The sequence below is a fragment of the Streptomyces sp. NPDC015127 genome, assembly GCF_043080095.1.
Taxonomy (GTDB): Bacteria; Actinomycetota; Actinomycetes; order Streptomycetales; family Streptomycetaceae; genus Streptomyces.
In genome coordinates, this window is the sequence record NZ_JBIBVE010000012.1 from 55,464 (window position 1) to 80,112 (window position 24,649).

Here is a 24,649-nt window from a genome sequence, read left to right on the forward strand (position 1 = left end):
ACATGAACTCCCTTCAGGTGAACGGCATTTCCCTCGGTTACGACGACCGCGGCCCGGCGGACGGCCTGCCCGTCGTCCTCGTCCACGGGCACCCGTTCAACCGCAGCATGTGGGACCACCAGGCCGCCGCGCTCACACGCGCGGGCCACCGCGTCATCACCGCGGACCTGCGCGGCTACGGCGCCAGCGAGGTCGTCCCCGGTACGACACTGTTCTCCGTCTTCGCGCAGGACACCGCCGCGCTGCTGGACCGGCTCGGTGTCGAACGGGCCGTGATCGGCGGCCTGTCGATGGGCGGGCAGATCACCATGGAGTTCAACCGGCTGTTCCCCGAGCGGGTCCGCGCCCTGATCCTCGCGGACACCTCGCCGGCCCCCGAGACGCACGAGGGCAAGGCGTTCCGCAACGCCCTGGCCGACCGGCTGCTGGCCGAGGGGATCGGCGGGTACGCCGACGAGGTGATCGACAAGATGGTCGCCCCGTACAACGTCACCGGCCTGCCCGACGTCGCCCGGCACGTCCTCGCGATGATGCGCGCGACCTCCCCGGAAGGCGCCGCGGCCGCTCTGCGGGGCCGGGCCGAACGCCCCGACTACCGCCCCTCGCTGGCCGCGGCACAGGTGCCCGCACTGGTCGTGGTCGGCGTGGACGACACGTACACCCCGGTCGCCGAGGCCCGCGCCCTGCACGCCCTGCTGCCCGACGCGACACTGGCGATCGTCGAAGGCGCCGCGCACATGCCCAACCTGGAGCGTCCGGCGGACTTCGACGCGGCGGTCCTGGACTTCCTGGGGCGCGTCGCGCCCTAGGGGGTGTCTTGTCGATCAGGCCGGATGAGGGAGTGGGGGTCCCCCCACGCCCGCAGGGCGTAGGGGGAGGGTCTGGTGCCGTGGCTCGCAAGGCGGAGGAGGGAGGCGACGTGGAGCGTCGGCGACCGACGACAACGCGGCGAGGCGCGGTGCCAGGCGTCGGGAGCCCGGCAAGATCGGCGAGACACCCCCTAGGTAGCGTCTTGGCGATCATGGGTCGAGCCAGATGAGTGTGCTGGCCAGGGTGATGGCGGCGAGGTAGCGGCCGGGCTGTTTCTCATAACGGGTGGCGATGCCGCGCCACTGCTTGAGGCGGTGGAAGCAGCGTTCGACGACGTTGCGGCGGCGGTAGACGGCCTTGTCGAAGCCGCATGGCCGTTCACGGCGTCGGCGCCGGCCCGCGAGTTGGTCCACGCGTTCGGGGATGGCCGCCTTGATTCCGCGTCTGCGCAGGTAGGCGCGGAAGGAGCGGGCCGAGTAGCCCTTGTCCGCCACCACCTGATCCGGCCGGACGCGGGGCCGTCCCGGCCCGGGCCGCGTGACGCGGATGCGGCCGATGACCGCCTCGGCCTGCGTGCAGTCGTTGCGGGTACCGGCCGTGACCGTGAAGGACAGCGGTCGCCCCCGCCCGTCGCAGGCCAGGTGGATCTTGCTGGTCAGCCCGCCGCGGGAGCGCCCGAGTCCTCGTTCCTCAAGCCCCCTTTGGCCGCGGTGTGCTGATGGGCCCGCACGATGGTGGAGTCCAGCGCGACCAGCCAGTCCACCTCCGCCCGGCTCTGGGCTTCGGCCAGGAGCCGGTCGAAGGTGCCGTCGGCCGCCCAGCGGGCGAAGCGTCCGTGCACCGTCTGCCAGGGCCCGAACCGCTCGGGCAGATCCCTCCAAGGCACACCGGTCCGGAACTTGAACACGATGCCCTCCAGCACCTGGCGGTGATCGCGCCACCTGCCTCGGGCACGACCCGCAGGCGGCAGCAGCGGCTCGACCACCGCCCATGCGGCGTCAGACATCTCCCGATCCCTCACAGCCAGCCCAACGATCAGATGATCGGAAAGACACTCCCTAGGGGCTGTCTCGCCGATCTTGCCGGGCTCGCGACGCCTGGCACCGCGCCTCTCCCCCGTAGCCGGACCACGACGCGGCGGTCCAGGACTACAGGGCCACGACCGACCCCCAGTTGACCGCCCGCCTGGTCGGCGAGATCCATGAACTGCTGGCCCTGGATCTGGAGGAGCACGAGTACGTGATCGGCGCCGCCGAACTCGGCATGGAGATGGAGCCGCCCGCGCCGCTCTCGGTCAGCCGCTGGCTGGAGACGCTGGCGGACGGCCTCGCCACACCGCGGCCCGACTACGGACAGGGCGGCTGAGGGGGCGCGCCCGGAGGAGCGGGACCTCCAGGCGGACGGGCGTTGCGGCGGGGACGCCGCCGAGCGCGGCGGAACAGGCGACAAGACCGGTCAGGAATCGAGGGCCGCATCGCCGGCACCCACGCCGTGAGGCGTCACTGCTCCGCCCTGCCCGGTCGGACCTCCGTGCTCTCAGCCGGAGTGAAGGATCCGAAAGCGATCGGGTTCCGCCGGATCTCGATCGACGACTTGGATCGGCGTCGAAGTTCATTGCCACACGCCGATGCCCGGCGTGCGGGAGAACCGGATCTTCCCGCGGGTGCCTTCGACTGCGACGTGCGGCCAGGATGCGGCAGTGCCCGCCCGGTCCGTGCCGTGAGAACGCAGCACATCGGCGAGGACAGCGACCGTGTCGTAGCCCTCGAAGGCGACGAAGGACGGCGCTTCGGCCAGCCGCTCGCGGAGGGCCGTCTCGACTCGCGCACCGAGTGGGCTGAGGCGCTCGGGCAGGTAGCGCAGGAACGGGATCGCGGCGCCGTCGTCGCCCAGCAGCGCCGCCCATTCGGCGAACTCCGGTTGCCCGGCCGGAGCACCGATCATGATCTCGGCGAGGCGCCGGTCGCGGCGGACGGACTTGACGATCGGCACTGCCGGCTCCGGGTGGCCGACCAGAAGCAGGAGGGCTGTCGCGCGATGGCCGACCAGTTCGCCGCACACGGCCGTGGGGGTGAGCGCGCCCATGTCGAGCTCGATGACGGTGCCGCCGCGTGGAGCGAGGTAGTCGCGCAGAATGCGCACCCCGGACGCCCAGTAGACACTCGACTGGGCCGCTACGGCGATTCGGCTGTGGCCCGCGCCGAGGAGGAGGTCCGCGTAGATCTGCCAGCCGCGGGACTGCGGCGGGCAGAGGCGCGCGACCCATTTGGTCGGCCGTTCGGTGAGCGCGTCGAGAACCGCTGACGAGCAGAGGAACGGCAGGCCGAGGGCGTCGGCCCTGGCGGCAGCGGCGCGAGCGACGACGCTGTGATACTCCCCGGCCAAGGCAGCCACGCCCAGGCGAGCCAATTCGTCCACGGCCGCCGCGGCTCTCTGTGGATCAGCCGCGGTGTCCCGGACCACCAGTTCGAGTGGTCTTCCGCCGATCCCGCCGGCGTCATTGACGTCGCGCACGGCCAGCTCGAGTCCGGCGAGCAAGTGGTGGCCTGCCTCGACCCAGCCGGGCCGGGTCAGCGGAACGAGAGCACCGATCCGGACGGATGATCCGTCAGTCCGCTCCGCAGTCCGCTCCGCTCCAGGTGGCGATGGTGGCGTATTCATGCGTGAGCGTCTCCCGAATCCGCGGTCGTCTCATCTCGCCGTGGCGGGCGCACCTGGGTGACCATGCCGGACATTGCATCCCTCACCATCGCCGACAGGCAACCGATTATGTGTTCGCCGAGCTGCCGGGCTTCGAGAAGCCTTCACCGGCGTGCACGGGCCGACAGCGCCCGGGCGTGGCGTGGAACACTCTTGCAAGCAGTTGCTTGCAATTGTTAGCGCTCGTGGGGCACCATCGAACCATGGCATCGCTCAACGTCGGCAACCTCGGTGACTACCTCCGCGAGCAGCGGCGCAACGCGCAGCTCTCGCTGCGGCAGCTCGCCGACGCCGCCGGGGTGTCCAATCCGTACCTGAGCCAGATCGAGCGCGGACTGCGCAAGCCGAGCGCGGAAGTGCTCCAGCAGGTCGCCAAGGCCCTGCGGATCTCCGCCGAGACCCTCTACGTCCGGGCGGGGATCCTCGACGAGCAGGAACGGGACGAGCTGGAGACGCGCGCCGTCATTCTGGCCGACCCCTCGATCAACGAGCGGCAGAAGCAGGTGCTGCTGCAGATCTACGAGTCCTTCCGCAAGGAGAACGGGCTCGAGAGCGGCAATGGATCCGCGAGCACCTCCGAGGACACCACCGCTGACGGCCCCCGCACGGCCGGCGCGAGCGATGCCGATCCGAAGAACGACTGAGACATACCGATCTGCCTTCCGGGAGGACGACAGTCATGGCCATCACCGATGACCTGCGCAAGACCTTCAGCGACCCGACTCCCCTCTACTTCGCCGCCGGCACCGCGGACCTCGCCGTGCAGCAGGCCAAGAAGGTGCCGGCGCTGATCGAGCAGCTCGCCGCCGAGGCGCCCGGCCGCTTCGAGGCCGTGCGCAACACCGACCCCAAGACCGTGCAGGAGAAGGTGACCGCGCAGGCCAAGGAGGCGCAGGCCACCGTGCAGGCCAAGGTCACCGAGGTGCTCGGCAACATCGACACCGACCTGAAGAAGCTCGGGGAGAGCGCCCAGGACCTCGCCCTGCGCAGTGTGGGTGTCGCGGCCGAGTACGTCGTCAAGGCGCGTGAGACGTACGAGAAGGTGGCCGAGCACGGCGAGCAGACCGTGCGGTCCTGGCGCGGCGAGGCCGCCGAGGAGCTCACCGAGATCGCCGTGGCTGTCGAGCCGGAGCCCGCCGGTGCCGCCGGCACCGCGCAGGACACGAAGCCCGCCGAGGCCGAGGCGGAGACGAAGAAGCCCGCCCCGGCGCGCAAGCAGCCCGTCGCCCGCAAGACCGCGGCCAAGAAGGCGACGCCTTCGGCCGAGTGACGCCAGGAGCGGGGGCGCCGCGGTGATGCGGCGCCCCGCCCCGGTCACGCTCATCGCCTCGGGGGCGTTCCCGGAGGTACCTTGGCCGCTAGGCGCCACAACCACTGACTAGGCGGTGTTCGGGATGCTGGCAGACAACTTCGACTTCGGGCTGTGGATGATCACCAGGCTCGTCTTCCTCGTGACGTCCGTGACCGCGCTTGTCATGGCCGCCGTGGCCCGTGAGGACGCCTACCGGGCGGCGGACAAGAAGACGAAGTCCTTCTGGCTGATCATCCTCGGTGTCGCGGTCGCGGTGAACCTCTTCATCCCGATGCTGTTCCTGTCGATCGCCGGTCTCATCGCGGCCATCGTCTTCTTCGTCGACGTGCGCCCGGCGCTGGCGCAGGTGTCCGGCGGCGGCCGCCGCCGCGGCGGATCCAGCAGTGACGGGCCGTACGGGCCGTACAACGGCGGCCGGTAGCCCGCAGCTCGCAGCTCTCAGCCAGGACCTGGCGCCGCCCGGTCCTGGCCGTTTCGCGCGCCGGGTCCCTTACGGCCGGCCGGCATGCCCCCGACCCTGCGGTGGGCCGTCCCCGCCCGTCAGCCGGGGGTAGCTGTCGCGCCCGCGTCCCCGAGCCGCCCCGCCCGGGAGCCCTCCCGCGCGTCAGGCGCGCGTGCCGCGGCTCAGCAGCAGCACCGCCACGTCGTCCGTCAGCTCGCCGCCGTTCAGCTCGCGCACCTCGCCGACGGCCGCCTCCAGCAGCGACTCGCCGTCCAGGCCCGCCGTCAGCTGCCGGTTGATCATCGCGACCATGCCGTCCTGGCCGAGGCGCTGCTTGGTGCCCGGGCCCTGGCGGCCCTCGATCAGCCCGTCCGTGTACATCATCAGGCTCCACGCGCCGCCGAGCTCCACCTGGCGGCGCGGCCAGCGGGCGCGCGGCAGCAGGCCGAGCGCCGGGCCGCCGTCGTCGTACGGCAGGAGCTGGGCGGCCCGCCCGTGCCGGGCGATCAGCGGGGTCGGGTGGCCCGCCAGGCAGAGCCCGGCCCGCCGGCCGTCCGGCGCTATGTCCACCGTGCAGAGCGTCGCGAAGATCTCGTCGCTCTCCCGCTCGTGCTCCAGCACCTGCTGGAGCGTCGACAGCAGCTCGTCGCCGCACAGCCCGGCGAAGGTCAGGGCCCGCCAGGCGATGCGCAGCTCCACGCCGAGCGCCGCCTCGTCCGGGCCGTGGCCGCAGACGTCGCCGATCATGGCGTGGACGGTGCCGTCGGGGGTGCGGACGGTGTCGTAGAAGTCGCCGCCGAGCAGCGCGCGTGAGCGCCCGGGGCGGTAGCGCGCGGCGAACCGCAGGTCCGAGCCCTCCAGCAGGGGAGTGGGCAGCAGGCCGCGCTCCAGGCGGGCGTTCTCCTGCGCGCGCAGGCGGGACTCGGCGAGCTTCACCTGCGCGGTGTCGGCGCGCTTGCGCTCGACCGCGTAGCGCACGGCGCGGCTCAGCAGCCGGCCGTCGAGCTCCTCGCGGACGAGGTGGTCCTGGGCGCCGATCCGTACGGCCTCGGAGGCCAGCTCGCTGTCGCCGGAGGCGGTCAGGGCCAGCACGGCCTGGCGCGGGGCGAGACGCAGCACGTGGGTGAGGGTGCTCAGCTCGTCGCCCGCGGCGCGGCCGGGCGCGAGGTCGACGAGCACGCAGTGCACGTCGTCGGTGAGCAGCCGCTCGGCCTCGGTGAGATTCCGGGCCGTACGGATACGGACCCCGGTACCGGCCGCGTCGAGCAGCTGGGGGACGCTGATGGTGCCCGCCGGGTCGTCCTCGATGATCAGGAGCGTGAGGTCGCCGCCGCTGATCGTCCCGCCGGGGGCGGTCTCCGCGACGGGGACGTTCCTCTGTCGCGGTACGGGTACGGGCATCGGTTCTGTTTCCTTCCCTCCCCCCGAGGGCGGCAGGGCGCCGATCGACGTCCCGCCAGACGGGGACCATAGCGGTAGGCGGTGGCCGAACGGAATGCCGATCAGCGAAGAGCCGGTGGCATATGCCGCGCATGGGGAGGTAGTTGCCCGCCGGGCCATGACGAACGTCACGCCGACATCGCCCCGGCCATCCCTTTCGCCCCATGTGCCAGGTGGCGCACGTCACTTGCGTCGCGGGACGGGTGTGCGGCCCGCGCGCGGGCGGACGCGGGCATGGGACGCACATCACGCGCCGCCGGTTCGTGCGCGGGGCGCACGTCGCAGCGCCCCTGCCAGTGGGGCCTCCGTGCGCCGGGCGCGCATGAGGCCCATGAGGCGCCGCCGGTCCCGCGGGACGCCCGTGCGCGGTGCTCCCGGTGCGGCCTACGTCACTTGTCGGGGCGTACGACTCCCAGGATGCTCATCGATCCGGCGCCCGCGACCGTGACATTCCGCCCCGGACGGGGGGCGTGGATGATCGCGCCGTCGCCGACGTACATCCCGACGTGGCTCGCGTCGGCGTGGTAGATGATCAGGTCGCCGGGGCGCATGTCCTTGATGGCGATCCGGGGCAGCAGCCGCCACTGCTCCTGCGAGGTGCGCGGGATTCCGCGCCCGGCGGCCGCCCAGGCCTGCGACGTCAGCCCCGAGCAGTCGTACGATCCCGGGCCCTCGGCGCCCCAGACGTACGGCTTGCCGAGCTGCGCGGTGGCGAACTCGATTGCCTTCCGGCCCTGTTCGCTCGCGCGGCCGTCGATCTCGTCGAGTATGCCCGAGTCGAGCCACTGGCTCTGGGCCTTGTACTGCGCCTGCTGCTCCAGCCGGAGGAGGTGCTGCAACTCCTCCTTCTCCAGCTTGTCCTCGAGCTTCTTGGCCGCGGCGATCTTGGCCTTGATCTCCTTCTTGGCCTTCTCCTGCTTGAGTCTGTTCGCCTCCAGCCTCTCCCAGTGGGCGCTGGCGTCCTTGCTGTAGGCGGCCAAATCGGCCTGCGTCTGCGTCAGTTCGGCGAGCAGGTCCTTGGTGGCCTTCTGGCCCTGCTGCATGCGGCCGACGCCGTCCAGGAACAGCTGCGGGTCGTCCACGAGCGCCAGCTGCGCCTCGGGGGGCAGGCCGCCGCCCCGGTACTGCGCACGGGCGGCGGCGCCGGCGCGGTTCTTCAGGTCCTCGATGCGGGCCTGGCCCTTCGCCATCTGCTGGGCCAGCTTCACGATTTCGGCCGACTGCTGCTCGGTCCGCTCCTCGGCCAGGTTGTACGCGTCGGTGGCGGACGCGGCCTGGCGGTAGAGCGCGTCGATCTGCAGGCGCACCGCTTCCAGCGAAGCGCTCGGCGGGGGAGGGGCCATCGGCCCGGGCACGGTGACCGAGGCGGGCGCCTGCGGCTGCGGATCCGGGGCCGCGAGGGCCTGGCCCGGGAGCGCGAGCACAGTCAGCCCGCAGACCAGGCTGATCGCTGCGGCAGTGGCACAGCGGCGTCGGTTCACGACTCCCCCTCCGGACGAACACCGGTCGATCTGTATGTGATTAACCGTCAGTAACTTGGGCGCAACGTCGTGATGGTGTCATGGAGACCGCCAAAACGACAGGGTTGACCGGCAGTTTGTCCCCCGTTGAGTCCCCACCCCGGTGAATGTCTGCCCCTCGTCCCCACCGTCACTGACGAGCGGGCCCGTCCTGATGTTCCCATGCCGCAGCTGTTCACCCGTCACGGTGTCCCGTTCACCGCAAACCAGAAGAATTTCCCCGTGCTGCTGGTTTGCCTCAGCCGGCGGCGGGTGCCAGCGCCTCCCACGCCACCGTGACCTCGCCCTGCCGCCACCGCCGCCGGTCGTCCCTCAGCGGCCACTCGCCCGCCAGATCGCCCACCGCCCTGATCCAGCGCTGGCGCGCCCCCAGCGAGGCGTACGGCGCGGCCGCCGCCCAGGCGCGGTCGAAGTCCCGCAGGAACGCGTACACCGGCTCGCCCGGCACATTGCGGTGGATGAGCGCCTTCGGCAGCCGTTCCGCCAGGTCGGAGGGGCGCTCCAGCGAGCCGAGCCGGGTCGCGAACGTCACCGTCCGCGGCCCCTCGGGCCCGAGCGCCACCCATACGTGCCGCCGCCCGATCTCGTCGCACGTGCCCTCGACGAGCAGGCCGCCGGGCGCCAGTCGCCCGCACAGCCGCGACCAGACCGCCGCGACCTCGTCCTCGTCGTACTGGCGCAGCACATTGGCCGCCCTGATCAGCAGCGGCCGGTCCGGTGTCGGAACCTCGAACCCGCCGTGCCGGAAGGTGAGTCCGTTCCGCTCGTACGGCGTCGCGGCGGTCACGCGGGCCGGGTCGATCTCGATGCCGACGACCTCGCACCGCGGTTCGGCGGTGCGCAGCCGCTGGAGGAGTTCGACGGCGGTCCAGGGGGCCGCCCCGTACCCGAGGTCGACGGCGACCGGGGCCGCGGCGCTGCGGCGCAGGGCTGGGCCGTGCGCCGCGGCGATCCAGCGGTCCATGCGGCGGAGCCGGTTGGGGTTGGTCGTCCCGCGGGTCGCGGTCCCGACGGGGCGATTCATGTCACCGAGGGTAAGCGCTCGGGGCGCGTGCCCCGGAGGACGGCCTGGAGTCCGGATCCCGGCGGCCCCGCGGGAGGGCGCGCGGCTCCAGGGGACGGCCCTGGAGTACGGGCCCGTCGGGAGGCGTGCGGCCCCAGGGGGCGCACTGGGGTACGGGGCCAGGCAGCCGGCTCGGGCCGTACGCGCTGTGATCCCGGTCGAGCCGAGGGTAATGATTTGGCAAAGTGGCATGAGCGGGGAAATGGAAGTGTCCGCTCCGCTGTTGTGCAGGCGTGCGGGACCCCAGCCCCGCATTTCGCCCTGCCCGCAGCGAGAGGACCGCCGACGTGAGCCAATATGTCTCCCGCCTCGGCAGCGCACGGATGGCACCCCGCCTCCGGTTCCCCGGCGCTCACCGCAAGCCGCGCAGGATTGCGATGCTCAGCGTCCACACCTCCCCGCTGCACCAGCCCGGCACGGGCGACGCGGGCGGCATGAACGTGTACATCGTCGAGCTCGCCAAGCGGCTCGCGGCCATCAACATCGAGGTGGAGATCTTCACCCGGGCCACCGCCGGCGGTCTGCGTCCGGTCGTCGAGCTCGCCCCGGGCGTCCTCGTCCGGCACGTCGACGCGGGCCCCTACGAGGGGCTGGCCAAGGAGGACCTGCCGCCCCAGCTGTGCGCCTTCACGCACGGCGTGATGCAGGCGTGGGCGGGCCACCGGCCCGGGCACTACGACCTCGTCCACTCCCACTACTGGCTCTCCGGGCACGTCGGCTGGCTCGCCGCCGAACGCTGGGGCGTCCCCCTCGTCCACGCCATGCACACCATGGCCAAGGTCAAGAACGCCGCGCTCGCCGAGGGCGACACCCCCGAGCCGGCCTCCCGCGTCATCGGCGAGACCCAGATAGTGGGCGCCGCCGACCGGCTGATCGCCAACACGGCGGAGGAGGCCGACGAACTCGCCCGCTTCTACGACGCCGACCCGGCGAAGGTCGCCGTCGTCCACCCGGGCGTCAACCTCGACGTCTTCCGGCCGCACGACGGGCGCGCCGCGGCGCGGTCCCGCCTCGGGCTGCCGCAGGACGCGTTCATCCCCCTGTTCGCGGGCCGCATACAGCCCTTGAAGGCCCCTGACATCCTGCTGCGCGCCGTCGCGCTGCTGCTGGAGCGGGACCCGGCCCTGCGCCACCGCATCCATGTGCCGGTGGTCGGCGGCCCCAGCGGCAGCGGCCTGGCCAAGCCCGAGGGGCTGCAGAAGCTCGCCGCCCGGCTCGGTATCGCGGACGTCGTGCACTTCCGGCCCCCGGTCCGGCAGGCCCAGCTCGCGGACTGGTTCCGGGCCGCGTCCGTGCTGGTCATGCCCTCGTACAGCGAGTCCTTCGGGCTGGTGGCGGTCGAGGCCCAGGCGACCGGCACGCCGGTGGTGGCCGCCGCGGTCGGCGGGCTCCCGGTCGCGGTGCGCGACGAGGAGACGGGCTTCCTCGTCCCCGGCCACGACCCCGCCCATTACGCGGACGTCCTGGCGAGCTTCGTGCGGAACCCGTCGCTGACCGACCGCATGGGCGCGGCCGCCGCCCGGCACGCCCAGTCCTTCGGCTGGGGCACGGCGGCGTCGGCGACGGCGGACGTGTACACGGCGGCGATGCACGACCACCGGCACCGCACGCGGGCCCACCACCTCTGACGTACGCTCCCTGCATGGCTGACGCAGAGCGCGCGACGCAGGTCATCGAGCAGACCCTGAAGGACGCGGAACTCGAATGGGAGAGCCCGGACAAGGGCTCGTACGTCGTCAAACTTCCCGGCACCCGCAAGCTGTCGACGACCTGCTCCCTGCTGGTCGGCAGGCACTCGCTCTCCGTCAACGCCTTCGTCATCCGCCACCCCGACGAGAACGACGCGGCAGTCCACCGTTGGCTCCTGGAGCGCAACCTCAAGCTGTACGGGGTCAGTTACGCCGTCGACCGGCTCGGCGACATCTATCTCGTCGGCAAACTCCCGCTGTCCGTGGTCACTCCCGAGGAACTGGACCGGCTGCTCGGCACGATCCTGGAAGCGGCGGACGGCTCGTTCAACACGCTCCTCGAACTGGGCTTCGCGAGCGCGATCCGCCGGGAGTACGCGTGGCGCGTGTCGCGCGGCGAATCGACGCGCAACCTGGACGCGTTCACCAACCTGACCCAGCGCCCCGCCGACTGACCCGCCGGGCCGCGGCCGACCGTCCTGCCGCACCGCTCTCCTCTTCCGTGCCTCCTCACCCGTGACCCGTGCGCGACCCCTTCCGCGCCCCGGGACGCCGTGGCATGCTCACCGCCGACGCAGACATGAACGTCGTTCACATGCATGAAAGGTGGGCTCATGGGGACCGACCGGCACTCCCTCAGCAGACGCACCCTGCTGGGCGGTGCGACAGCCGTTGCCGCGGCCTGGGCCGCGGGCGGCATCGCCGCACCCCCGGCGGCGGCCGCCGCACACGCCACGTCCCCCCTCTGGCGCGAGTACCGCCGCGCTCCCTGCACCCACCCGCAGATCCCGTACGTCGGACGGGCCGGACAGCGCGCCGGCGCCGAACGTCCGCCGCGCCTCCCCGTGAGGGCCGACGTCCGCGACCACGGGGCCCGCGGCGACGGGTCCACCGACGCCGCCCCCGCCATCAACCGCGCCATAGCCGAAGTGGGGGAGCGAGGCGGAGGCACGGTCGTCGTCCCGCCCGGCACCTACCGCGTCGACGACGTCATCCGCATCGGCCACAGCAACGTCGTCCTGCGCGGCGCCGGCAGCGGCCGCACCACGCTCCTCGCCACCAGGAACCTCACCGAACTCATCGGCGCCTACGGGTCCCGCTACGGCGGCGACAAGTCGTCCTGGTCCTGGGCGGGCGGCCTCATCTGGCTCTGTCCGCAGGGCCGTTGGGACTCCCTCACCGAGGCCATCAGGTCGAAGGCATGGCCCTTCGAGGGCTGGACCGGCAACAGGCGCGACGAGTGGACCACGCTCACCACCGTCGCCCCCGCCCGCCGCGGCGACCGGTCGATCACCGTCCACGACACCTCGAAGCTGCGCCGCGGACAGCTCGTGCTGCTGCGTGTGGCCGACGACGCCGGCCACACGCTGCTGGCGCACATGGCGGGCGACGGCGAGGGCGCGGCGTCCTATGTCTGGGACGACAAGACCAAGTTGACCTCGTACGTCCCCTACGAGTGGCCTGTGCGCATCACGGCCGTCGCGCGCGACCGCGTGACCCTCGAACGCCCGCTGCCGCTGGACGTACGCCCCGAGTGGGACCCCCGGCTGACGACCCTTGTCTCCCCGCTCACCGGCTCCGGCGTCGAGGGACTGACCCTGGAGGCCGTCCTGACCCCGCAGGCCCCGCACCTGCTGGACAAGGGCTACAACGGCGTCATCTTCCAGTGTGCGTACGACTGCTGGGCCGACGACGTCATCGTCCGCCACGTCGACAACGGCTTCGGCCTCGTCGCCGCCTCCGCGTGCACCCTGCGGCGCACCCGGGTCGAGGGCCGCGGCAGCCACCACCCGTACTTCTGCCGCGAGGGCTCGCACGACAACCTGACCGAGGACTTCACGATCGCGCAGCGCACGGTCCCCGCGCCCGCCGGGACCCAGTTGCACGGCATCAACGTGGAAGGGCTGTCGAGTCACAACGTCTGGTCCCGCGGCGTGATGGAGATGGGCACCTTCGACACCCACCGCGGGATGCCGTTCGCCAACGTCCGCACCGAGATCACGGTGAACAACAACGGCAGGCACGGCGGCGACGCCGGCGCGGGACCGCTGTACGGGGCGCGCTTCACCCACTGGAACGTGACCGTCACCAACGAGCGCGCCGGTCTGATCAGGATCGACGGGATCGCCCCGTACAGCGCGACCGTCGCGATCAGCACCGTGCGCGAGTTCGACCAGATCGACGTGCCGGACTTCACCGGGGATCTCCGTACCCGGCTGGAGGCGTACGGCTGCCCGGGCGGCGTGCGCCCCGCGAACCTCTACGAGGCCCAGCGCGAGCTGACCAGGTAGCCCGTGCAGGGCGCGGCGCCCGGGCCGCGCCCTGCACGGACGCGCGGCGGTCAGCCGGCGACGGGCTCGGTCTTCTCCGGGGCGGCGCCGGCCGGCTCGGGCTCTGTGCCGTTCTCGGCCAGCGCCCGGCGCAGCAGGAGCGTGTAGCCCGCCGCGGCGACACAGCCCACGATCGCGCAGCCGATCCACAGGACGTCCGGGCCGGGGCCGTCGACCACCCAGCCGGCCAGGATCGGGGCGACGAAACCGGCGACCGCCCACGACATGCCCATCACCCCCTGGTACCGGCCGCGGGCGTGCTCGGGGGCGAGGCGGGCCGTCGCGGCCGCGTTCGTCGGCACGTGCACCATCTCGCCGATCGTCCACACCACCACGGTGACCGCGAACACCACAGGCGTGCCGGCCAGTGCCGTCGCTCCCGTACCGGCGGCGAAGAGCAGCGAGGAGACGGTGAGCAGCGCGGCCGGCGAACGCTTCTCGGTGATCCGGTTGACCAGCAGCTGGAACGCGACGATCACCACGCCGTTGACCGCGATGACCATGCCGTACGCGTTGGCCGAGAGGCCCTCGTCCGCCATGGTCAGGGGAAGGCCCACCCACGGGGCCGTGAAGATCAGGCAGACGAGCAGGTTGAGCAGGACCAGGGTCCGGAAGGGCGCGTCCTTCAGCACGTCGAGCACGGTGAGCTGCTTGTCGTCCGAGGGGCCCGTGGCGGCGTCGGACCGCTTCTCGGGACGGGTCTCGGGCAGCCGCAGGAAGACGATCAGCGCACACAGGGCGGTGGCGAAGGCGTCGACCACGAACAGTGTCCGGTAGCCGAGGAAGACGGCGGCGCCGCCGCCGAGGGCGGCGATGGCGAAGCCGAGGTTGAGCGCCCAGTAGTTCAGCGCGTAGGCCCGGCGCAGCCCGGACTCCGGCACCAGATCGGCGATGGTGGCGCTGATCGCGGGCCGTACGGCCTGCATCGCCACGCCCATCAGCAGCACCACGACCGCGATGCCCCAGGCGCTGGTCACCACGGCGAGGCCGGCGGCGCACGCGCCACCGGCCAGGTGCATCGAGATCATCGTGGGCCGCCGGCCCCACCGGTCGGTGAGCATGCCGCCCAGCGGCGACCCGGCGATGCCGCCGAGTCCGTGCAGCGCGACGACGAGGCCCGCGTACCAGGCGGAGTAGCCCAGTTCCTGCGTCAGATACAGCGACAGGAAGGTGAGGACGAACGCGCCCGTACGGTTCACCAGCGTCGAGGTCCACAGCCACCAGAAGCCCCCGGGCAGCCCCGAGACGGTCCCGCGCAAGGCGCGTCTGAACGAGGCGACGGACATGGCGGGACCCCCGGTGTGTAAGCGGCTGAGGCTGCGTCCGTAACTTACTGAGACGCGGCTCCCGGGCGCCATCGAATTGACGGCGACCGTCAATCGACCGTCGGTCGAGTCCGCTCCTCGGGCACCCGCGCGGGGTACGAGCGGTGTCGATTAGGCTCGGGCCCATGGCCGACGCACCGTACAAGCTGATCCTCCTCCGCCACGGCGAGAGCGAATGGAACGCGAAGAACCTGTTCACCGGCTGGGTGGACGTCAACCTCACGGAGAAGGGCGAGAAGGAGGCAGTCCGCGGCGGTGAGCTGCTCAAGGACGCCGGCCTGCTCCCCGACGTCCTCCACACCTCGCTCCAGAAGCGCGCCATCCGCACCGCCCAGCTCGCGCTGGAGGCCGCGGACCGCCACTGGATCCCGGTCCACCGCACCTGGCGTCTGAACGAGCGCCACTACGGCGCCCTTCAGGGCAAGGACAAGGCGCAGACGCTGGCCGAGTTCGGCGAGGAGCAGTTCATGCTCTGGCGCCGCTCGTACGACACCCCGCCGCCGGCCCTGGCCGACGACAGCGAGTTCTCCCAGGCGAACGACGCCCGCTACGCGACGATCCCCAGCGAGCTGCGCCCGCGCACCGAGTGCCTCAAGGACGTCGTCGAGCGCATGCTGCCGTACTGGTACGACGGCATCGTCCCCGACCTGCTGACCGGCCGCACGGTCCTGATCGCCGCCCACGGCAACAGCCTGCGCGCGCTGGTCAAGCACCTGGACGGCATCTCGGACGCCGACATCGCGGGCCTGAACATCCCGACGGGCATCCCGCTGGTCTACGAGCTCGACGCCGACTTCAACCCGGTCACCAAGGGCGGCACCTACCTCGACCCGGACGCGGCGGCGGCGGCGATCGAGGCCGTGAAGAACCAGGGCAAGAAGAAGTAGCACGACCGAACAAGCCCCCTGCCTGCGGTTTCTCCGCGGGCAGGGGGCTTGTTGCTGTCCTGGGCCGTCGCTGGGCCGTCAGGTCAAGCCCCGAAATGTCGTGACCTGACGTGCTTCGCGAGCAGTGGGCTTACTGAAATCGCCCGATTCGCCCGATCCCACTCAAGGGGAACTCTCATGCCTCGCACCTCTCGGAAGCAGCGCCTCGTGATGCTTGCCCTTTCGACCGCACTCGTCGGAGGAGGCGCGCTGCTGCCCTCGAGCGCATTCGCTGCTCCGGCAACGCCGCACCCCAACGACGTAACGTCAAGCGCAGCCAGTCACGTCGACTGCGCCAAGGGCGATCGCGACGGCAAGGGCAAGAAAGTCAAGAAGGACAAGCGGGGCAACAAGGGCAAGAAGAGCAGGGACAGTGAGCCTCGGGACGTGGAGAACATGCCAGGGTGCAAGTTCTACAAGGGCAAGGTGTACTGCGAGCACAAGCCCGACAAGCCGGAGCCGAAGCCGGAGCCGAACCCCAAACCGGAGCCGAACCCGAAGCCGAAGCCGGGCAGCATAAAGATCGGCGTCATCAAGCCCGAGCTCTGCAAGTCCTGAAAGTGAGCTCTCGTGACGGTCCGTCGGATACTCCGGCGGACCGTTTCGGCTGTTTGGGCCGCTCAGCGTAAACGCAGGTCGCCTGACACCGCCGCACCGGCCGCTGCAGCTCCGGCCGCGGCCGTACGGCGCAGGCGGCTCATGCGCTGGGACATGGGGACTCCCTCGACATCGACTCGTGAAACGCGGTCGACAAGGGGACGGCCGCCGCGCCGCCGCCGTATGAGTGCCCGGGCCGCGCCGGCCGGGGAGAACGAAAGAGGCCCCGCCCCCCTTCCCCGGGGACGGGCCTCGTCCGTGTGCCGTCGCCGGTCGCTACCCGCAGCAGCTGCCGCACTGGCAGGGCGCGCCCTGCTGGCAGCCGCAGCCGCAGCCCGAGCCGCAGCCGCAGGCGCCGAGGACGGGCAGGAAGACCACTTCGACGGAGCTCGCTTCCTGCGGGGAGTCGGTCATGGGGGACTCGGCCATGGGTGCCTCCTCATGGGCGCGCGCAGCAGGGCGCACGCATCACCGGCATACGGAAATGCCGCCTTCGCCCATTGCATGCCCGGCAGGCCCGGCGCATCAACGGCGCACACGCGCAAGCGCCCCCCAGTGCGCCGCCGGATGCCGCAACGCGCCCTCGACTACGCCCCTTCGACGGCAGTCGGGTGCTGGAGCTCGTCCGCGTGCTCACCCGTCACCAGGTACACCACGCGCTTGGCCACCGACACCGCGTGGTCCGCGAAACGCTCGTAGTAGCGGCCGAGCAGCGTCACGTCGACGGCCGTCTCGATGCCGTGCTTCCAGCGGTCGTCCATCAGGTGCTGGAAGAGCGCGCGGTGCAGCAGGTCCATCTCGTCGTCGTCCTGCTCCAGCTGGAGCGCCAGGTCGACGTCCTTGGTGATGATGACCTCCGCCGCCTTCGCCATCAGGCGCTGCGCCAGCTGACCCATCTGCAGGATCGTCGCGTGCAGGTCGTCCGGCACCGCGCGGTCCGGGAAGCGCAGCCGCGCCAGCTTCGCCACGTGCTGCGCGAGGTCTCCCGAGCGCTCCAGGTCGGCGCTCATCCGCAGCGAGGTCACCACGATCCGCAGATCCGTCGCAACCGGCTGCTGCCGGGCCAGCAGGGCGATCGCACGCGCCTCCAGGTCGTGCTGGAGGTCGTCGACCTTCTGGTCGGCGGCGATCACATTCTCGGCCAGCTTCAGGTCGGCGTCGAGCATGGCCGTCGTGGCGCGCCCGATCGCCGACCCGACCAGCCGGGCCATCTCGACCAGGCCCTCGCCGATCGAGTCCAGTTCCTCGTGGTACGCGTCCCGCATTGGGTGTCCCTCTCTTGATGCGACCGGGGTCCGGGTGGGGCTCCGAACCCCCACGCTCCCACGTTCGGTCCTTTAGTGGTCCGAACGCTCCCCCGCAAATGAACCACCACTTTCCCCTTGGTGAACTCTGGGCGACGACTGTTCGAGGTGCCACCCGTTTGGCTGGGAGAGTGTCCGCGACCCCGCATAACCTGGGATGCATGGACGTGAACGCGGCGGTCGCCGCAGCGGCAGCGATCGCCGGTCTTTGCACCGGCGTCATCGCGGTGCTGGCGTTCCGCTGGAGCGAGCGGGAACAGAAGCGCCCCACCCGCACCTCGCTCCACACCGATGCCGTGCTGCCGCCCGGCGTCGACACCGTGCTGTCCGTGCTCCGCTCCTCCGCGGTCGTCCTCGACGAGTCCGACTCGGTCGTCAAGGCCAGCTCCGCGGCGTACGCGCTCGGTCTGGTCCGCGGCGGGAAGCTCGCCGTCGAACCGATGCTGCACATGGCCCGCGACACCCGGCGGGACGGCGAGATACGGCAGGTCGAGCTCGACCTGCCCCGCCGCGGCACCGGCCGCGGCGACGCCCTGGCCGTCTCCGCCCGCGTCGCCCCGCTCGGCTCGCGCCTCGTCCTCCTGCTCGTCGAGGACCTCACCGAGGCCCGCCGCATAGAGGCGGTACGGCGCGACTTCGTCGCCAATGTCAGCCATGAGCTCAAGACCCCGGTCGGTGCGCTCTCCCTGCTCTCCGAGGCGGTCATGGACGCCTCGGACGACCCCGAGGCGGTCATGCGCTTCGCCGGCCGCATGCAGATCGAGGCGACCCGGCTGACCAACCTCGTGCAGGAGCTCATCGACCTCTCCCGCGTCCAGAACGACGACCCGCTGGAGGACTCCGAGCCCGTGCGCGTGGACGAGCTGGTCGCCGAGGCCATCGACCGCTCCCGGCACACCGCGTCCACCAAGCAGATCACCATGGCCTCGAATGTAGGGGCGCCCGCAGGGCTCGAGCAGGGTGGCGGTGGGCGACGGGCGGGGACCGCCGACCTCAGCATCTGGGGCAACCGCGGCCAGCTCGCCGCCGCCCTCGGCAACCTCGTCGAGAACGCGGTCAACTACTCACCGGCCCGTACACGCGTCGGCATCTCCGCCCGCCGGGTCGGCGCACCCGGGGGCGACCTCATCGAGATCGCCGTCACCGACCAGGGCATCGGTATCTCCGAGAAGGACCGTGAGCGGATCTTCGAGCGGTTCTACCGCGTCGACCCCGCCCGCTCCCGTGCCACCGGAGGCACCGGCCTCGGACTGGCCATCGTCAAGCACGTGGCCGCCTCGCACGGCGGGGAGGTCACGGTGTGGAGCTCCGAGGGACAGGGCTCCACGTTCACCCTGCGGCTGCCCGAGGCGGGCGCCGCGCGGGACCGCTCCACCACCGGCCCGGATCGCGTCGACGAGGACGACGACCGGCCTTACGACACCGATCCGAATAGCGAAATTCCTGCCCCGGAGGTCCTTCCGTGACCCGAGTGCTCGTCGTCGAGGATGAGGAATCCTTCAGCGACGCCCTGTCCTACATGCTCCGCAAGGAGGGCTTCGAGGTCGCCGTGGCGACCACGGGTCCCGAGGGACTCGACGAGTTCGAGCGCAACGGCGCCGACCTCGTCCTCCTCGACCTGATGCTGCCCGGCCTGCCCGGTACCGAGGTCTGCCGCCAGCTGCGCGGCCGCTCGAACGTCCCGGTCATCATGGTGACCGCCAAGGACAGCGAGATCGACAAGGTCGTCGGGCTGGAAATAGGAGCCGACGACTACGTCACCAAGCCCTTCTCCTCGCGGGAGCTGGTTGCCCGCATCCGCGCGGTGCTGCGCCGCCGCGGTGAGCCGGAGGAGGTCACGCCCGCCGCCCTGGAGGCCGGCCCGGTCCGGATGGATGTGGACCGCCACGTCGTCACCGTCTCCGGCGGCAAGGTCGACCTCCCGCTCAAGGAGTTCGACCTGCTGGAGATGCTGCTGCGCAACGCGGGCCGGGTACTGACCCGGATGCAGCTCATCGACCGGGTCTGGGGCGCGGACTACGTCGGCGACACCAAGACGCTCGACGTCCACGTCAAGCGCCTGCGCGCGAAGATCGAGCCGGACCCGGGCGCCCCGCGCTACCTGGTGACGGTCCGCGGCCTGGGCTACAAGTTCGAGCCGTAGGCCGAAGACGGCTGACGGCTGACGGAAGACTGCAGGCCATCCGGACGCGGGCCCCGGCGGAACAGGCGCCGGACCTCGCTTCCGGCGCCTGCGCACGCATCGAGCGCCTCCGGTACGCATACGGGAAGGGCGCCCACCGCGACCGGTGGGCGCCCTTCCCGTTATGCCTGGTGCGTCAGTGGGCCGAGCCGTGCGACGCCGACGCCGAGTCCGACGGGGTCGCCGCCTCGCCGCCCGCGGCCTCGCGCTGCTCGTCCTCGCCGGCCGGCGTGCCCGACGGCGACTGGCCGGCCGGCTGCTCGGCGGGCTTCTCGGCCGGCGGCTTGGGCGCCGAGGACGGGCCGTAGCCCTCGTAGTAGCCGGTGGCCGGGACGACGAACGCCAGCAGCTTCACGTCGCCGGTCTCGCTGAAGCGGAAGACGACCTCCTGCGTGCCGCCGTCCTCCAACGCCTCGCGGCCGCCCGCGATCACGGCGGACGCGTTGCCCTTGCCGCCGATGATCACCGAGCCGCCGGCGGGGACGGTGACGGGGCCCGAGCCCTTGGCCGGCTTGAGCTCGACCTTCGCGTCGGAGCCCGGCAGCGTGATCGCTTCGAGGGTCTGCTGCTGGGTGCCGTCGTTGAAGACCGTGACGCTGACGACGGCCGGGCCCTTGGCCTCGGCGTCGGCCTGCGTGATGACGGTCCCGTTCTGGAGCTTGAGGTTGTCGACGGCCGTCGCGGCGTTGTCCGGCCTGACGCCGAGGGTCTGCGCGTCGTTGCCCGCACCGCAGGCGGAGAGCGAGGCGATCGAGAAGACGATGGCAGCGCCGGCGAGGGCACCGCGTCGAAGGCTGCTGCTCACGGCGGCGGCATCTCCTAGGACGTACGGACTGTTGGACGGCTGTCACCGGCCTGTGGCGTCAGCTCGCGCTTAGGTTACCGAGCCGCTGGTCGCGCCCCGCACCCGACCCGCCCTTTGCCCGTACGGCCCGCGGGGCGGCGACTCGCGGCGGGCGGCGGCGCCGTGGCCGGGGTGGGTTTTCGGACGTCGGACAGGTGTTCCGATCATGTCGATACGCACGCCGTTCACATAACGCGGGTGATCAATTTTCCGGACCGTCATGCTTTCCTTGCGAATAGCCCGAGGTGATCAATTCGGGATTCGGTGTCGCCGGGGGCCGTACGGGTGACCGATCCTCGAACGGACTACACGAACTCGGCCATCGGGAACCCGGCAAATCAGGACGTTCGGGCCCTTGGAAGGGGGGTGTGCGGTGTGTAACGTGTGCGTTTCTGTGTGCCCGCGCAGCCGCTCCGACCTGCGAATACCCCCCTCCACAAGCCGCCCGCAGCACGTTCGAGTCGCTGTTGTCAAGCCCCGAGATATGCCCTGACCTGCGAAAACGCCATTCAGAAGAAGCCGTATCCGTGTTACCCTGGATAGCCACGGAAGGGGTACCTGTCACATGACGTTCAAGGTTGGCGACACCGTGGTCTATCCCCATCACGGGGCCGCGCTGATCGAGGCCATCGAAACTCGCCAGATCAAAGGCGTGGACAAGACCTACTTGGTGCTCAAGGTCGCCCAGGGCGACCTGACGGTCCGCGTGCCGGCGGACAATGCGGAGTTCGTGGGCGTTCGCGATGTGGTCGGTCAAGACGGGCTCGACCGGGTCTTCGAGGTTCTTCGCGCACCCTACGCGGAAGAGCCGACGAACTGGTCCCGGCGCTACAAGGCAAATCTCGAGAAGCTCGCCTCCGGCGATGTCATCAAGGTCGCCGAAGTAGTACGTGACCTGTGGCGTCGCGAGCGTGAGCGCGGGCTTTCCGCCGGTGAGAAGCGGATGCTCGCAAAGGCGCGCCAGATTCTGGTGAGCGAGCTCGCCCTCGCTGAGAACACCAACGAGGACAAGGCCGAGGCCCTGCTCGACGAGGTCCTCGCGTCCTGACGCACGATTGATGCCGCGGTGCCCGCTGACATGCTGGAACATCCAGCCTGTCGCCGGGCGCTGCGGCATGTTCGTCCACGGAGTGCCCTGCCGATGGGTCCATCGAGCGCCCGCCGCTCGAAACACCGCACCGTGCGCTGTTGTGGTGTGCCGGGCCCGGGCGGCTGGCGCAGACCAGTGTCACGGAAGGGTCCGGTCAAGGCGCCGCGCCCGGCACTCCCCCAACCTACGGCCGGGGGTATCCCAGGCCATACCCATGTCGGCCGAGGAAACAAACCTGCCGGAGTGCAACCGATGCCAGACCAACCACGCCCCCACCGCACCGCGGCCGTGATCCCGGCCGCCGGCCGGGGCGTGCGCCTCGGACCGGGCGCCCCCAAGGCCCTGCGCACGCTGAACGGCACGCCCATGCTCGTCCACGCCGTCCGCGCCATGGCCGCGTCCCGCGCCGTCTCCCTCGTCGTCGTCGTGGCACCGCCCGACGGCGCCCCCGACGTCAAGCGCCTCCTCGACGCCCACGCCCTGCCCGAGCGGACGGACTACCTCGTCGTCCCCGGCGGCGACACCCGCCAGGAATCCGTACGCCTCGGCCTCGACGCGCTCCCCGAGGGCATCGACATCGTCCTCGTCCACGACGCGGCGCGCCCGCTCGTGCCCGTCGACACCGTGGACGCCGTCATCGAGGCCGTGCGCGACGGCGCTCCCGCCGTCGTACCGGCGCTGCCGCTCGCCGACACCGTCAAGGAGATCGAGCCGGCGCCCGAGGGCGAGCCCGAGCCGGTCGTCGCCACGCCCGAGCGCGCCAGGCTGCGCGCCGTGCAGACCCCCCAGGGCTTCGACCACGACACCCTCGTGCGCGCGCACGAGACCGTCACCGGCGACGTCACCGACGACGCGAGCATGGTCGAGCAGCTCGGCCTGAAGGTCGTCGTCGTCCCCGGCCACGAAGAGGCCTTCAAGGTGACCCGGCCGCTCGACCTCGTTCTCGCCGAGGCCGTACTCGCCCGCAGGAGGGTCACCGATGGCTTCTGAGCCGCTGAATCTTCCCCTGGTGGGCATCGGCACCGACGTGCACGCCTTCGAGAAAGGCCGCGAACTGTGGTGCGCGGGCCTGCTCTGGGAGGACGCCGACGGGTACGGACTCGCCGGGCACTCGGACGGTGACGTCGCCGCGCACGCCGCGTGCGACGCCCTGTTCTCCGCCGCCGGCATCGGCGACCTCGGCGCCCACTTCGGTACTTCCCGGCCCGAGTGGTCCGGCGCCTCGGGCGTCAGCCTCCTAGCGGAGGCCGCCCGCATCGTGCGCGCCGAGGGGTTCGAGATCGGCAATGTCTCCGTTCAGGTGATCGGCGTACGGCCCAAGATCGGCAAGCGGCGCGACGAGGCACAGAAGGCGCTCTCGGCTGCCGCGGGCGCCCCCGTCTCCGTGTCCGGCACGACCACCGACGGGCTCGGCCTGACCGGGCGGGCCGAGGGGCTCGCCGCCATCGCGACCGCGCTGGTCGTGCGGACCACCTGATCCCGCTGCGAGGCATCGCCAGGCGCCGCCCGACGTGACAGGGGGACACAGGGCGACACCTGGCGATATCACGAGTTGCCCTGCGTTACCCACAGGGGGCGCGGGGCACTGTCCGGCGCCCACTACCCTTGTTGCGTGACTATTCGCCTGTACGACACCAGCGCCCGGCAGATCCGTGACTTCACCCCCCTCGTGCCGGGTTGTGTCTCGATCTACCTGTGTGGCGCCACCGTGCAGGCCGCACCGCACATCGGGCACATCAGGTCCGGCCTCAACTTCGACATCCTGCGCCGCTGGTTCGAGTACCGCGGCTACGACGTGACGTTCGTCCGCAACGTCACGGACATCGACGACAAGATCATCAAGAAGTCGGCCGAGCAGAACCGGCCGTGGTGGTCCATCGGCTACGAGAACGAGCGCGCGTTCAACGACGGCTACGAGGCACTCGGCTGCCTCCCGCCCACCTACGAACCGCGCGCCACCGGCCACGTCACCGAGATGGTCGAGATGATGCGCGGCCTCATCGAGCGCGGGCACGCGTACGAGGCCGACGGCAGCGTCTACTTCGACGTGCGCTCCTTCCCCGACTACCTGGCGCTGTCCAACCAGGACATCGACGACCTGCGCCAGCCCGCCGAGGAAGGCATCACCGGCAAGCGCGACCCGCGCGACTTCGCCATGTGGAAGGCGACCAAGCCGGGCGAGCCCGACTGGGAGACGCCGTGGGGACGCGGCCGCCCCGGCTGGCACCTGGAGTGCTCGGCCATGGCCCACAAGTACCTGGGCTCCGCGTTCGACATCCACGGCGGCGGCCTCGACCTGATCTTCCCGCACCACGAGAACGAGATCGCCCAGGCCAAGGCGTACGGAGACGACTTCGCCTCCTACTGGGTGCACAACGCCTGGGTCACCATGAGCGGCGAGAAGATGTCCAAGTCGCTCGGCAACTCGGTGCTCGTCAGCGAGATGGTCAAGAAGTGGCGCCCGATCGTCCTGCGCTACTACCTCGGCACCCCGCACTACCGCTCGATGATCGAGTACAGCGAGGAGGCGCTGCGCGAGGCCGAGTCCGCGTTCGCCCGCATCGAGGGCTTCGTGCAGCGCGTCGTGGAGAAGGCGGGGGGCGTCGTCGCGCCCGCCGACGACGTGCCGCTCGCGTTCGCCGAGGCCATGGACGACGACCTCGGCGTGCCGCAGGCGCTCGCGATCGTCCACACCACCGTCCGCCAGGGCAATTCCGCCCTGGCCGCCGACGACAAGGAAGCCGCCGTGGCCCGCCTCGCCGAGGTCCGTGCCATGCTCGGTGTCCTCGGCCTCGACCCGCTCGACGAGCGCTGGGCGGGCGAGAGCGACCGCGGCGACGACCTCCACGGCGTGGTCGACTCCCTGGTGCGCCTGGTGCTCGAACAGCGCGAGGCCGCCCGGTCCCGCAAGGACTGGGCCACCGCCGACGCCATCCGCGACCAGCTCGGCCAGTCCGGGCTCGTCATCGAGGACAGTCCCGACGGCCCCCGGTGGACCCTCGGAGCCCGCTGAGCCGGCGGCGCGATGTGCCGCACGGACCCCCGGGCGGCACACTTCCTTACATACACACTTTTG

General features: G+C 71.3%; 23 protein-coding genes and 2 pseudogenes. 16 read left to right on the forward strand and 9 right to left on the reverse strand.

Features of this window, described 5'->3' with window-relative positions:
- Window positions 1-2 precede the first annotated feature (2 nt).
- The gene (locus tag ACF08N_RS23700) at window positions 3-809 is read left to right on the forward strand and encodes an alpha/beta fold hydrolase (protein ID WP_392326671.1); all 807 of its coding nucleotides are present in this window, start codon (window positions 3-5) and stop codon (window positions 807-809) included.
- A 210-nt stretch (window positions 810-1,019) separates the two neighbouring features.
- On the opposite strand, the gene ACF08N_RS23705 is transcribed toward ACF08N_RS23700, so the two are convergent.
- Window positions 1,020-1,816 (reverse strand): IS5 family transposase gene (locus ACF08N_RS23705; RefSeq protein ID WP_392326672.1). Its coding sequence is split into 2 segments (ribosomal slippage): window positions 1,020-1,519 and window positions 1,519-1,816, totalling 798 coding nucleotides; the frame shifts between segments, so codons are not numbered across the junction.
- A gap of 131 nt (window positions 1,817-1,947) precedes the next feature.
- On the opposite strand from ACF08N_RS23705, the pseudogene ACF08N_RS23710 reads away from it, so the two are divergent.
- A pseudogene (locus ACF08N_RS23710) lies at window positions 1,948-2,175 on the forward strand (contact-dependent growth inhibition system immunity protein); the annotation flags it as partial.
- Window positions 2,176-2,346: 171 nt separating this feature from the next.
- Here the strand turns inward: ACF08N_RS23710 and ACF08N_RS23715 are convergent.
- Window positions 2,347-3,471, reverse strand: a pseudogene (locus tag ACF08N_RS23715) (ABC transporter substrate-binding protein).
- A 242-nt stretch (window positions 3,472-3,713) separates the two neighbouring features.
- Here ACF08N_RS23715 and ACF08N_RS23720 point away from each other — a divergent pair.
- The 3 genes from ACF08N_RS23720 (at window position 3,714) to ACF08N_RS23730 (ending at window position 5,243) form a co-directional block, all read left to right on the forward strand.
- Window positions 3,714-4,154: a helix-turn-helix domain-containing protein gene (locus ACF08N_RS23720; RefSeq protein ID WP_392326673.1), complete on the forward strand. Its 441-nt coding sequence runs from the start codon at window positions 3,714-3,716 to the stop codon at window positions 4,152-4,154.
- A gap of 35 nt (window positions 4,155-4,189) precedes the next feature.
- Window positions 4,190-4,780 (forward strand): hypothetical protein, encoded by a 591-nt coding sequence (locus ACF08N_RS23725; RefSeq protein ID WP_392326674.1) that lies wholly within the window; start codon window positions 4,190-4,192, stop codon window positions 4,778-4,780.
- Between the two features lie 124 nt (window positions 4,781-4,904).
- Complete coding sequence (locus tag ACF08N_RS23730; protein ID WP_177150248.1) at window positions 4,905-5,243, forward strand: DUF2516 family protein; 339 nt, start codon at window positions 4,905-4,907, stop codon at window positions 5,241-5,243.
- Window positions 5,244-5,426: 183 nt separating this feature from the next.
- On the opposite strand, the gene ACF08N_RS23735 is transcribed toward ACF08N_RS23730, so the two are convergent.
- The 3 genes from ACF08N_RS23735 to ACF08N_RS23745 form a co-directional block, all read right to left on the reverse strand.
- A complete protein-coding gene (locus ACF08N_RS23735; RefSeq protein WP_392326675.1) occupies window positions 5,427-6,665 on the reverse strand; it encodes a PP2C family protein-serine/threonine phosphatase in 1,239 nt (412 codons plus the stop codon).
- A 428-nt stretch (window positions 6,666-7,093) separates the two neighbouring features.
- Window positions 7,094-8,185: a C40 family peptidase gene (locus tag ACF08N_RS23740; protein ID WP_392326676.1), complete on the reverse strand. Its 1,092-nt coding sequence runs from the start codon at window positions 8,183-8,185 to the stop codon at window positions 7,094-7,096.
- Window positions 8,186-8,462: 277 nt separating this feature from the next.
- Entirely contained in the window at window positions 8,463-9,248 is a 786-nt protein-coding gene (locus ACF08N_RS23745; protein WP_392326677.1) for a class I SAM-dependent methyltransferase, read from the reverse strand.
- A gap of 326 nt (window positions 9,249-9,574) precedes the next feature.
- Here ACF08N_RS23745 and mshA point away from each other — a divergent pair, with 326 nt between their 5' ends.
- From mshA to ACF08N_RS23760, 3 genes are all read left to right on the forward strand, one after another.
- Window positions 9,575-10,915 carry a D-inositol-3-phosphate glycosyltransferase gene (gene mshA / locus ACF08N_RS23750; protein WP_392326678.1) on the forward strand — a complete coding sequence of 447 codons (1,341 nt, stop codon included), beginning with the start codon at window positions 9,575-9,577 and terminating at the stop codon, window positions 10,913-10,915.
- A 14-nt stretch (window positions 10,916-10,929) separates the two neighbouring features.
- Window positions 10,930-11,430, forward strand: a complete 501-nt coding sequence (locus ACF08N_RS23755; protein WP_392326679.1) for a YbjN domain-containing protein — start codon at window positions 10,930-10,932, stop codon at window positions 11,428-11,430.
- A 159-nt stretch (window positions 11,431-11,589) separates the two neighbouring features.
- Window positions 11,590-13,266, forward strand: coding sequence for a glycoside hydrolase family 55 protein (locus ACF08N_RS23760; protein WP_392326680.1), 1,677 nt, complete (start codon window positions 11,590-11,592; stop codon window positions 13,264-13,266).
- 50 nt (window positions 13,267-13,316) lie between these two features.
- Here ACF08N_RS23760 and ACF08N_RS23765 read toward each other — a convergent pair whose 3' ends face one another.
- A complete protein-coding gene (locus ACF08N_RS23765) occupies window positions 13,317-14,591 on the reverse strand; it encodes an MDR family MFS transporter (RefSeq protein ID WP_392326681.1) in 1,275 nt (424 codons plus the stop codon).
- 164 nt (window positions 14,592-14,755) lie between these two features.
- Between ACF08N_RS23765 and ACF08N_RS23770 the strand changes: the two genes are divergently transcribed.
- Window positions 14,756-15,517, forward strand: coding sequence for a phosphoglyceromutase (locus ACF08N_RS23770; RefSeq protein WP_392326682.1), 762 nt, complete (start codon window positions 14,756-14,758; stop codon window positions 15,515-15,517).
- A 177-nt stretch (window positions 15,518-15,694) separates the two neighbouring features.
- On the forward strand, window positions 15,695-16,114 hold the full coding sequence (locus tag ACF08N_RS23775) for a hypothetical protein (protein WP_392326683.1): 420 nt from the start codon (window positions 15,695-15,697) through the stop codon (window positions 16,112-16,114).
- Window positions 16,115-16,429: 315 nt separating this feature from the next.
- On the opposite strand, the gene ACF08N_RS23780 is transcribed toward ACF08N_RS23775, so the two are convergent.
- Entirely contained in the window at window positions 16,430-16,582 is a 153-nt protein-coding gene (locus tag ACF08N_RS23780; RefSeq protein ID WP_392326684.1) for a hypothetical protein, read from the reverse strand.
- Window positions 16,583-16,740: 158 nt separating this feature from the next.
- Complete coding sequence (phoU, locus tag ACF08N_RS23785; RefSeq protein WP_392326685.1) at window positions 16,741-17,418, reverse strand: phosphate signaling complex protein PhoU; 678 nt, start codon at window positions 17,416-17,418, stop codon at window positions 16,741-16,743.
- Between the two features lie 200 nt (window positions 17,419-17,618).
- Here phoU and ACF08N_RS23790 point away from each other — a divergent pair, with 200 nt between their 5' ends.
- Entirely contained in the window at window positions 17,619-18,923 is a 1,305-nt protein-coding gene (locus ACF08N_RS23790) for a sensor histidine kinase (RefSeq protein ID WP_392326686.1), read from the forward strand.
- On the forward strand, window positions 18,920-19,600 hold the full coding sequence (locus ACF08N_RS23795; protein ID WP_018847140.1) for a response regulator transcription factor: 681 nt from the start codon (window positions 18,920-18,922) through the stop codon (window positions 19,598-19,600). Before ACF08N_RS23790 ends, ACF08N_RS23795 begins: the two co-directional genes overlap by 4 nt.
- Window positions 19,601-19,775: 175 nt before the next feature.
- Here ACF08N_RS23795 and ACF08N_RS23800 read toward each other — a convergent pair whose 3' ends face one another.
- Entirely contained in the window at window positions 19,776-20,444 is a 669-nt protein-coding gene (locus ACF08N_RS23800; protein WP_392326687.1) for a DUF461 domain-containing protein, read from the reverse strand.
- Between the two features lie 604 nt (window positions 20,445-21,048).
- Here ACF08N_RS23800 and ACF08N_RS23805 point away from each other — a divergent pair.
- The 4 genes from ACF08N_RS23805 (at window position 21,049) to cysS (ending at window position 24,586) form a co-directional block, all read left to right on the forward strand.
- A complete protein-coding gene (locus tag ACF08N_RS23805; RefSeq protein WP_003953493.1) occupies window positions 21,049-21,531 on the forward strand; it encodes a CarD family transcriptional regulator in 483 nt (160 codons plus the stop codon).
- A gap of 294 nt (window positions 21,532-21,825) precedes the next feature.
- Window positions 21,826-22,563 (forward strand): 2-C-methyl-D-erythritol 4-phosphate cytidylyltransferase, encoded by a 738-nt coding sequence (ispD, locus tag ACF08N_RS23810; RefSeq protein ID WP_392326688.1) that lies wholly within the window; start codon window positions 21,826-21,828, stop codon window positions 22,561-22,563.
- On the forward strand, window positions 22,553-23,050 hold the full coding sequence (gene ispF / locus ACF08N_RS23815) for a 2-C-methyl-D-erythritol 2,4-cyclodiphosphate synthase (protein ID WP_392326689.1): 498 nt from the start codon (window positions 22,553-22,555) through the stop codon (window positions 23,048-23,050). The genes ispD and ispF overlap by 11 nt, the downstream gene beginning before the upstream one ends.
- A 135-nt stretch (window positions 23,051-23,185) precedes the next feature.
- The gene (gene cysS / locus ACF08N_RS23820; RefSeq protein WP_392326690.1) at window positions 23,186-24,586 is read left to right on the forward strand and encodes a cysteine--tRNA ligase; all 1,401 of its coding nucleotides are present in this window, start codon (window positions 23,186-23,188) and stop codon (window positions 24,584-24,586) included.
- Window positions 24,587-24,649 lie beyond the last annotated feature (63 nt).